The organism is Mycobacteriales bacterium, from assembly GCA_036497565.1.
GTDB lineage: Bacteria > Actinomycetota > Actinomycetes > Mycobacteriales > QHCD01 > DASXJE01.
This window is the reverse complement of sequence record DASXJE010000206.1, coordinates 1-9,468: the sequence shown is the minus strand read 5'-3', so window position 1 is coordinate 9,468 and position 9,468 is coordinate 1. Positions and strand designations below refer to the sequence as shown.

At 68.8% G+C, this 9,468-nt stretch carries 8 protein-coding genes; 7 read left to right on the top strand and 1 reads right to left on the bottom strand.

What is annotated here, in order from left to right; genetic code table 11:
- From VGH85_16820 to VGH85_16805, 4 genes are all read left to right on the top strand, one after another.
- On the top strand, positions 1–378 hold a 378-nt coding region (locus VGH85_16820), incomplete at its 5' end, for an ABC transporter permease subunit (GenBank protein HEY2175471.1).
- A 155-nt stretch (positions 379–533) separates the two neighbouring features.
- Positions 534–2,777 carry a family 78 glycoside hydrolase catalytic domain gene (locus VGH85_16815; protein HEY2175470.1) on the top strand — a complete coding sequence of 748 codons (2,244 nt, stop codon included), beginning with the start codon at positions 534–536 and terminating at the stop codon, positions 2,775–2,777.
- Between the two features lie 64 nt (positions 2,778–2,841).
- Positions 2,842–5,550, top strand: coding sequence for a family 78 glycoside hydrolase catalytic domain (locus VGH85_16810; GenBank protein ID HEY2175469.1), 2,709 nt, complete (start codon positions 2,842–2,844; stop codon positions 5,548–5,550).
- Positions 5,551–5,572: 22 nt separating this feature from the next.
- Positions 5,573–6,403 carry a phytanoyl-CoA dioxygenase family protein gene (locus VGH85_16805; GenBank protein ID HEY2175468.1) on the top strand — a complete coding sequence of 277 codons (831 nt, stop codon included), beginning with the start codon at positions 5,573–5,575 and terminating at the stop codon, positions 6,401–6,403.
- Positions 6,404–6,411: 8 nt separating this feature from the next.
- Here the strand turns inward: VGH85_16805 and VGH85_16800 are convergent, their stop codons facing one another.
- On the bottom strand, positions 6,412–6,840 hold the full coding sequence (locus VGH85_16800; GenBank protein ID HEY2175467.1) for a MarR family transcriptional regulator: 429 nt from the start codon (positions 6,838–6,840) through the stop codon (positions 6,412–6,414).
- Positions 6,841–6,934: 94 nt separating this feature from the next.
- On the opposite strand from VGH85_16800, the gene VGH85_16795 reads away from it, so the two are divergent.
- From VGH85_16795 to VGH85_16785, 3 genes are all read left to right on the top strand, one after another.
- The gene (locus VGH85_16795; GenBank protein HEY2175466.1) at positions 6,935–7,792 is read left to right on the top strand and encodes an LLM class F420-dependent oxidoreductase; all 858 of its coding nucleotides are present in this window, start codon (positions 6,935–6,937) and stop codon (positions 7,790–7,792) included.
- Between the two features lie 59 nt (positions 7,793–7,851).
- Positions 7,852–8,229: a MerR family transcriptional regulator gene (locus VGH85_16790; protein HEY2175465.1), complete on the top strand. Its 378-nt coding sequence runs from the start codon at positions 7,852–7,854 to the stop codon at positions 8,227–8,229.
- 367 nt (positions 8,230–8,596) lie between these two features.
- A partial coding sequence (locus VGH85_16785; GenBank protein HEY2175464.1) for a DUF1206 domain-containing protein occupies positions 8,597–9,468 on the top strand: 872 nt, incomplete at its 3' end.

The window sequence follows — 9,468 nt, the reverse complement described above, 5'->3', positions numbered from 1 at the left end:
CTGCTCTTCCGTGGGTTCTTCGAGCAGATCCCCAAGGAACTCACGGAGAGCGCCCGGGTCGACGGTGCCAGGGAATACCAGGTGCTGCTGCGGATCGTCGCGCCGTTGACCCGGCCGATCATCCTCACCGGGGCGATCCTGATGACGATCACCATCTGGGGCGACTACATCTGGCCTGAAGTGGTGATCCAGGACTACAAGCAATACACGATCTCGGCCGGCCTGCAGGAGTTCGTCAGCAGTCTCGGGATTTCCGGTAGCGCAGGCGGATCGGTGTTCGCGGCGTACGTCATCGCCCTGATCCCGATGTTCCTGCTCGTCGGCATCACCATGCGCTACTTCGTCGCCGGGATCACCGAGGGAGCCGTCAAGCTTTGACCACGACCACACCGGAGGAAACGTTGTCGGGTGATCCGACCGATGGGACAGGAGCTTTCACGAAGGCGCGCTGGGTCATTCCGGGGGAGCAGCGGGTCCAGCTGCCAGGGCACGGCGCGTATCTGACGAGGCGGCATTTCACGCTCACGTCGCCGGTGCGGAAGGCCGTGGTGCGGGCGACCGCCCTCGGCGCCTACGACCTGCACGTCAACGGCGCCCGCATCGGTGACGCGCTGCTCCGTCCGGGGTGGACCGACTCGTCCCGGCGCGTGCAGTATCAGGACTACGACGTCACCGACGCCCTGTCCGAGGGGCCCAACGTCATCGGTGCCGTCGTGGCTCCCGGCTGGTACGCCGGCCGGATAGGGACGGACCGCGAATCGCGGCTCACTCCCCGCACCCCCGAACTGCTCCTCTCCCTCGAGATCGAGACCGACGACGGCACCACCGTCGCCGTCGGAACCGACGAGGGCTGGGAATGGCGGGCGTCGGAGATCATGTCGTCGGACCTCTACGACGGCGAGATCGTCGACCTGCGCCTCGCCGTACCCGGCTGGGCGACACCCGCGGCCGCCGACCTCGGCGACTGGGAGAGCATGGAGATCTCGCCCGGCACCGCGGCCGCACTGGTGCCCGAGACCGGACCGCCCATCCGGGAGACCCACACCCACCCGCCGGCGGAGATCTCCTGGCTCGACGACGGCACCGCCGTCGTGGACATGGGGCGCAACGAGGTCGGCTACCTCCGCCTGCGGGTCCACACCGCGGCAGGCACCCGGGTCGAGGTCAGTTACGGCGAGATTCTCGACGTCGACGGCCACGTCTACACCGAGAACCTGCGCAGCGCCCGCTGTGTCGACACCTTCTACTGCCGCGGAACTGTCGAGGAGGAGCTGTCCCCGCGGTTCACCTACCGCGGCGCCCGCTACGCGCAGATCACCGGCCTGGCCGGCGAGGCGGAACTGCTCCAGGTGGAGCGCGCCATCATCGGCACCGACGTCACGCGGGTCGGCTGGTTCGAGTCCTCGGACCGACTGCTCAACGACATCTACGAGTGCGTACTCACCTCGCAGCGCGCCAACTTCCTCGAGGCCCCGACCGACTGCCCCCAGCGCGACGAGCGGCTCGGCTGGCTGGCCGACGCGGTGCTCTTCGCGCCGTTGGCGGCCTACAACTACGACATCTCCGGGTTCATGACGAAGTGGTTCGAGGACATTCTCGACGCCAGATCAAGTGAGGGCGGCTTCACCGACGTCGCACCCCGCCCGACCGGTCGGGTCATGTTCCGCAACCGCGCGGGCGCACCGGCCTGGGCCGACGCAGGAGTGCTCCTGCCCTGGCTGATGTACCAGCGGTACGGCCGGCGCGACCTGCTCGAGCGGATGTTCCCGGCGATGATGGAGTGGCTCCGCCTCGTGCACGGCAACAACCCCGACGGCGTGTGGCGGCACGGCCGGGGTCGCGACTACGGCGACTGGGTGCCAGCCGGACCCGATACGTCCCATGACCTGTTCGGCACGGCGTGGCTGTGCCACTCCACCGAGGTGACCGCCAAGGTGGCCGACGTACTCGGTGCCGCGGCGGACCGCGACTGGCTCACCGAGCGGGCGGAGGTGTCTCGTGCCGCGTTCAGCGAGCATTTCGTCGACGCCGATGCAGGCCGGGTACGCGCTACCGAGCCGGTCGGGTCGCCCGCCGCGGCCCGGCGGTTCGCGCCGTCGGTCGCCGAGGAGACCCAGACCGGCTACGTGCTGGCGCTGGTCTTCGAACTCGTCGACGAGAAGCTGGCGGACCGCTTCGGGGATCGGCTCGCCGAGATGGTCGCGCAGGCCGGTAATCGGCTCGAGACGGGTTTCATCGGCAGCGCCTTTCTGCTCGACGCGCTGGCGAAGGGTGGGCGGGCCGCGCAGGCCGTCGATCTCCTGCTGCGCGAGGAATATCCGTCGCTCGGTTACATGGTCAACCGGGGCGCAACCTCGATCTGGGAGCGCTGGGACGGAATCCAGCCCGGCAACGGCGGCCCGGCATCGGCGACGATGAACTCCTTCAACCACTACTGTCTCGGCTCGATGTTCCACTGGGCGATCGAGTCGGTCTGTGGGCTGCGAGGCGGTGACGGCGTCGGCTTCTCGAGCTTCGAGTTCGCACCGTCGGTCACCCCGCGGATCGACTGGGCCGCATTCCGCTTCGCCAGCCCGGCCGGGGAGATCAGGGTGCGGTGGGACCGGTCCGGTGATCGGGAGGTCACCGGCGAGGTGACCGTGCCCGACGGCGCGTCCTGCCGGATCGCGACCGACATCGGCTTCGGTGACCGCGAGGCCCACCTCGACGCCGCGTCCCTGCCGGGCGGCAGGACCGTGCTCGGCGGCGGCACCCATCGCGTCACCTGGCGCTGCTGACACTGCTACCGCCGGCACCACCGCACACGATGATGCTCTGTCCGACACTCGCGAAAGAACAGGTATGAGTCTCACGCCTTACGCCCTGCAGACCGAGCACCGCGCAGCCCCGCTCGGCATCGACGAGCCCCAGCCGCTCTTCACGTGGAAGCTGTCGGCCGATACGGCGGGACGCCGTCAGTCGGCGTACCGCCTGCGGGTGGACGACACCTCGACCGGCGGGGCCGGCTGGGACACGGGCTGGGTGCAGAGCGACGACCCGACGGGTGGCGTCGCCTACGCGGGTGCCACGTTGCGCGCGTCGACCCGGTACGGACTGCACCTCGAGGTCCGCGACCAGGACGGCGCCACCTCCGAGGTGGTCTCGACCTGGTTCGAGACCGGTCTCCTGCGACCCGACGCCTGGTCGGCGCGGTGGTTGCGGCGCGACCCACGGAGCATGCCGCCGGTCGATCCGCCGGAGCCCGGGCAGAGGGACGACACTCCGCTCGATGCCGTCCCGTGGGGCTCCCCACCCCGCCGATTCCGACGGGACTTCGAGCTGCCCGGCCGGCCCGGTCGGGCCCGTGCCTACGTCACCGCACGCGGGATCTACCAACTGCGCGTCAACGGTGTCCGGGTCGGTGACGACGAGCTCACTCCGGGCTGGACCGACTACGCGACGCGCCTGCAGTACCAGACCTACGACATCACCGACCTCCTCGTCGAGGGCGGCAACACCGTCGGCGCGATCGTGGCGGACGGCTGGTGGTGCGGATACATCGGCTTCGATTCCCGGCAACGCGCGCAGCACTACGGTCGCGTCCCCGAATTCATCGCCGAAATCCACATCGAGGACGCCGACGGTTCGCAGCGGGTCATCGCGACCGACGCGTCGTGGACGGAGAAGCCGGGCGAGATTCGGTCGGCCGACGCGCTCATGGGCGAGTTCCACGACCAGCGCCTGGCCACTCCCGGTTGGGACGCACCGGGTTTCGACGCCTCGGCCTGGGCGCCCGCCCTGGTCTCCGGCGACGACACGTCGACCCTGGTTGGTCAGCTCGACGAGCCGGTCCGGGTGACCGAGAAGGTCGCGCCGAAATCCTCGACTCGGAGCCCGTCGGGCAAGCAGCTCATCGATTTCGGGCAGAACCTCGTCGGTCACCTGCGGGTGCGGCTCACCGGACTGCCGGCGGGCACCCGTCTGGTCCTGCGGCACGGTGAGACCCTCGAGGACGGCGAGCTCTACACGGCCAACCTGCGTTCAGCGAAGGCGACCGACCAGGTGGTCGTCGCCGCCGGCTCCGACGTCGACGTATTCGAGCCGCACTTCACGTCGCACGGATTCCGGTACGTCGAGGTGAGCGGCCACCCGGGCGAGCTCGCCCTGGATGACCTCAGCGCGCAGGTGATTCACAGCGACAGCGCCATGGTCGGGGACCTGCACTGCTCCGACGAGCTGGTCGAGCAGCTGATCAGCAACATCCGCTGGGGGCAGCGGGGCAATTACGTGAGCGTGCCGACCGACTGCCCGCAGCGCGACGAGCGCATGGGCTGGACCGCCGACGCCCAGATCTTCTTCCCGACCGCGTGCTTCAACGCCGACCTGGCCGCCTTCATGTCCCGGTGGATGCTCGACGTGGTCGACGGTCAGGACGAGGACGGCGCATTCCCCGACGTGGCACCCGTGGTCCTGCTCGACCGCGAAGGCGCCCCGGCATGGGGAGACGCCGGAGTCATCGTTCCGCATCACCTGTGGCGGACCTACGGCGACGTCCGCGTCCTCGAACGGTTCTTCCCCGCGATGCGTGCCTGGGTCGACCACATCTGGCGGCACAACCCCGACCTCATCTGGCGCAACGCCATCGGCAACGGATACGGCGACTGGCTGCAGATCGACACCGTGACACCGCGGGACATCGTCTCCACCGCCTACTTCGCCCGATCCGCCATGTTGGTCGCCGAAGCCGCCGAGACGCTGGGCCGGACGGAGGACGCGGCGCACTACGGTGCGCTCGCCGGCCGGGTCCGGTCGGCGTTCACCGCGGAGTTCGCCAAGCCCAACGGCGTCATCGGCGAGGGAACGCAGACGTCGCAGCTCGTGGCGCTCGCGTGGGATCTGATCCCCGAGGAGCTGCGGGCCGGCGCCTTCGAGCACCTGTGCCGTGACCTGGAGTCCCGCGGCGTACGCCTCACCACCGGGTTCGTGGGCGTGTCCCTGCTGTGCCCCGTGCTGACCGCCGGTGGACGTGAGGATCTGGCGTTCGCCCTGGTGCACCAGGAGGCCTTCCCGTCCTGGGGCTACTCGATCCGCCGCGGTGCGACCACGATCTGGGAGCGCTGGGACGGCTGGACGGAGGAGCACGGCTTCCAGTCGGTGCAGATGAACTCGTTCAACCACTACTCGCTCGGATCGGTGGGGGAGTGGTTGTGGCGGTCGGTGGCCGGCATCGACCAGGCTCCGGACTCGTTGGCCTACCGGGACCTCGTGATCGAGCCGCGGCTAGGAGCCCGGCTCGACTGGGTCACCGGCAGCTTCGATTCGCCGCGGGGGATGGTCAAGGTCGCGTGGCGGCGCGACGGAGCCGGAGTCGGCGGCGACCTGCAGGTGCCGCCCGGACGGCCCGCCGAGGTGCGGATCCCGGCGACCTCGGTCGACGACGTGGTCGTTGACGGACGACCGGCCGCGGAGCACCCTGCGGTCGAGGTGCTCGCGGTCGAAGACGGCAAGGCTCGCCTGCGCATCCAGCCGGGGTCCTGGGCGCTGGCATCGACGGTAGGCGCAATTTCGTGATCGAGAAGGGGATGGATCAGTCATGAAGAGCACCGTCACGGAGGAACAGAGCGCGCGGTACGGCAAGGAGGGCTTTCTCGTCGTCGATGAATTCCTCAGCTCCGACGAGCTGGCGGAGTGGCGCGAGGCGGTTGACCACGCGGTCGAGCAGCGCGGTCGGCAACGGCTGTCCTTCGACGCCGGCGGCGAAGAGGGCACCTCGCTCACCGAGCGCACGCAGGAGGAGCGGGACTACTACGACTCGGTCTTCACGCAGCGCAACAATCTCTGGCAGACCGACGAGCACATGAAGCAGCTGCTCCTTCAGTCCGACCTGGGCCACTTCGTCGCCGACGTCGCCGGCATCAAGGGCGTGCGCATCTGGCACGACCAGGCACTCATCAAGGAGCCGTACGGCAATCCGACGGCGTACCACCTCGACGTGCCGTTCTGGTCGTTCAAGTCGGCGGACGCCATCACCATCTGGATCGCGCTCGACGACGCCACGATCGAGAACGGCTGCCTCTACTACGTACCGGGCAGCCACCTCGCGCAGAAGTTCGACAACGTCGGCATCGGCAACGAGCTCGGTGCTCTCTTCGACGTCTACCCCGAGTGGGCGGATGTCGCGGCAGTCCCGTGCCCGGTTCCCGCGGGTGGCGCGTTGCTGCACAACGGGCTCACCTTCCACGGTGCCGGCGCCAATATGACGCCCGGTCGGCGGCGGGCGATGACGTGCGCCTACATGCCGGAGGGTTCGACGTTCAACGGGACTCAGAACGTGCTGCCACCGGCTTACTTCGAGACCCTCACCGTCGGAGACATGCTGGACAACGAGGAGCAGAACCCGCTCGTCTTCTCCCGCTCGAAGTGACCCGCTAGCTACAGGTCGAGCGCGCGCAGCAGTCGCAGCAACGCGGCCTGCTGCGTAGGCGAGAGGTCGCCGACCGCCGGATGGTCTTCGCGCAGGCGGTCGGCAAGGCGTCGGCGCAGGTCGAGGCCGGCCCTCGTCAGGCGAACACCTTTCACCCGGCGGTCACTCGTGCCCTCCCGGGTGACGTAGCCCCGGCCGTCGAGGCGTGCGACGACGACGGTGATGTTGGACGGGTTGGCGTGCACCCGCTCGGCGAGCGTACGCATCGGCACCATCTCCGGTCCGTCGAGCGCCTGAAGCACCTTCGCCTCCGGCATCGACAGCCCGAACTCGGCGACCCGCGCCTGGAAGTGTCCCCAGATCCGTCCCACGAGCCGGTCGGCGAGATCGGCGAGCTCGTCCGCGGTCTTGTCGTCGGACAACTTCTTGGTCGGCACGGCGTCAGTCTAGGTGGAAGCAACGTCCGCAGCCGCTCATTCTCCGATGATAGTGCTACGGTATAACTACTAACTTCCATCGGGAGGCAGCTCGATGCGACTAGGACTCACACTCGGCAGCTTCACCTGGCAGGGCGGAGCACCGGCACTCGGTGACACGCTTGCACGGGTCGCGCGGACGGCAGACGAAGCGGGCTTTCGTTCCATCGCCGTGATGGACCACTACTTCCAGATCCGGATGAACGGTCCGGCGGAGCAGGAGATGCTCGAGGGTTACGCGGCGCTGGCTTTCATCGCCGCCCACACCGCACGGGCCGAGCTCGCGACGATGGTCACCGGCGTCCACTACCGACACCCCGGCCTGTTGGTGAAGATCGTCACGACGCTCGACGTGCTCTCCGGCGGCCGCGCGGCGCTAGGCATCGGGGCGGCCTGGAACGAGGAAGAGAGCGTCGGCCTCGGCGTTCCCTTCCCGCCGCTGTCCGAGCGGTTCGAGCGGCTCGAGGAGACCCTGCAGATCGCCAGGCAGATGTGGTCCGGCGACGAGACACCGTTCAAAGGTCGCCACTACCAACTCGAGCGCCCGCTGAACTCTCCGCAATCGCTGTCGCGCCCGCATCCGCGGATCATCATCGGCGGCTCCGGCGAGCGGAAGACGCTCCGGCTCGTCGCCCAGTACGCCGACGCGTGCAACCTCTTCCCCGGCGACATCCCGCACAAGCTCGCTGTGCTGCGCGGGCACTGTGATGCGGTCGGGCGCGACTACGACGAGATCGAGAAGACCAGCATGGTCATGGTCGATCCCGCCGACATCGGCGGTGCGCTCGAGTCATTGCGCCAACTCGCCGGGCTCGGCATCCAGATGGTCTATGTCGGCGTCAAGGACGTCGACCGGCCCGAGGTGCTCGACGTGCTCGGCCAACAGCTGATCCCGGCGGCCGAGCGGTTGTGACGCTACGGTAGAACCTGACATTCTTGTGAGGTTCAATACGGCGGCAGGCGAGGTGCGACATGCGGATCGGTGAACTGGCTCAGCGCACCGGAGTGAGCGAGCGCTCGCTGCGCTACTACGGCGAGCAGGGGCTCCTGGGGGCCGAGCGCACCCCGGGCGGCCACCGCGACTACCCAGACAGCGCGGTCGACCGGGTCATCCGTATCCAGGAGCTCTTCGCGGCGGGACTGTGCAGCTCGAAGATCGCGCAACTGCTTCCGTGCATGCGTGATGCCGACGGCGGCCCGTCGGAGATCGCCACACCGCGGTTGGTCAACGATCTCACCTCGGAGCGTGAGCGGATCGACCGCATGATCAACGACCTGGTCCGTTCCCGAGAGGTCCTCGACGACGTCATCGACACCGCGTCAGGAGTCTCCGAGGGCTCCCGACCCTAGGTCGCCGCCGCGTCCCGCAGTGCGGCGATCAGTCCGTCGAGGGCGGGCTGGCCGAGCGAGGTCTCCCGCACAGCCGCATGGATGGCCCGGACCGGTTCCGGCCTGCAGACCGAGCGTACGGCGACGGCCGGATGGCGTCTGGCCAGCCCGATCTCCGGGATCAGGCTGATCCCGAGACCGGCGGCGACGAATCCCTGCGCCGTGGCGTGATCCTCACTCTCGACTCTCGTCGGAGTCGCGCTGACGCGACGGAATCGGCCGTCGACCCCGTCGATCAGCGAGGATCGTTCGCGACAGGCGGTGCGCCGCTGACCGCAGCCAGGTGCCCAGTGTTCCGGAGCCGGAGGAGATCGGCTTAGCTGAAGAGATGCCGAACGAGTCGGGGCAGCTCTCCGCTGTCGCAGCCTCGATCACGGCTGGAGCGCCGGGCCGTTGGTTGCGGGCGCTGACCCAGTGGGGCCTCGTGTCACGTGCCGTGGTCTACCTTCTGCTGGGCTATCTCGCCCTGCGGATCGCGCTCGCGGCCGTAGGCGGGCGGACGGCAGAGCCGGCGAGCAGCGCGGGTGCCGTGCAGGAAGCGGCCCGCCAGACTTGGGGGCAGGTGACGCTGCTCCTGCTCGCCGCCGGCTTCGCCTGCTATGCGCTGAACCAACTCGTCGAAGCGGTCTTCAGGCCGGGTCGCGCGGGCAGCAGGATGAACCGCTGGCGCATGCGGGCGGTGTCCTGCTTCGGGTGCCTGCTGTACGTCGCATTCTGCATCACCACCTTGTCGCTGCTGGACTCGTTCGGACGGGTGGCCGGCACGGCCGGGTCTGAACAGGCGCAGGACACCGCGCTGACCGCGACCCTGTTGCGCAGCGGGCCCGGTCACCTGCTCGTCTGGGTCGCCGGCGTCCTGTTCGTCCTCTCCGGTCTCGAATTGGGTCGGCGATCGGTCAAGCTCACCTTCCAGGAGCGATTCGTCGCCGAGCTCCACCCCCCGTGGTTCGGCACCGTCATTCGCGTGCTCGGAGCGCTCGGGTGCATCGCGCGGGCGACGGTCTTCGTTCTCGTGGGAGCCTTCATTCTCAAGGCTGCCGTCCTCGGCGAGGCACGTCAGACCAAGGGACTGGACGCCACCTTCCGATCGGTGGCGCATGCCGCGTATGGCCGGGTCACTGTGACCGCGTTGGCGTTCGGTCTGCTGTCCTACGGGCTCTACTGTCTTCTCGAGGCCCGCTATCGGGATCTGACGCCGGG

What these genes read in the sequence shown, in the direction of transcription:
- VGH85_16810 (HEY2175469.1), top strand. Translation starts at nt 2,842, where the DNA reads ATGAGTCTCACGCCTTACGCCCTGCAGACCGAGCACCGCGCAGCCCCG.
- VGH85_16805 (HEY2175468.1), top strand. Translation starts at nt 5,573, where the DNA reads ATGAAGAGCACCGTCACGGAGGAACAGAGCGCGCGGTACGGCAAGGAG.
- VGH85_16795 (HEY2175466.1), top strand. Translation starts at nt 6,935, where the DNA reads ATGCGACTAGGACTCACACTCGGCAGCTTCACCTGGCAGGGCGGAGCA.
- VGH85_16790 (HEY2175465.1), top strand. Translation starts at nt 7,852, where the DNA reads ATGCGGATCGGTGAACTGGCTCAGCGCACCGGAGTGAGCGAGCGCTCG.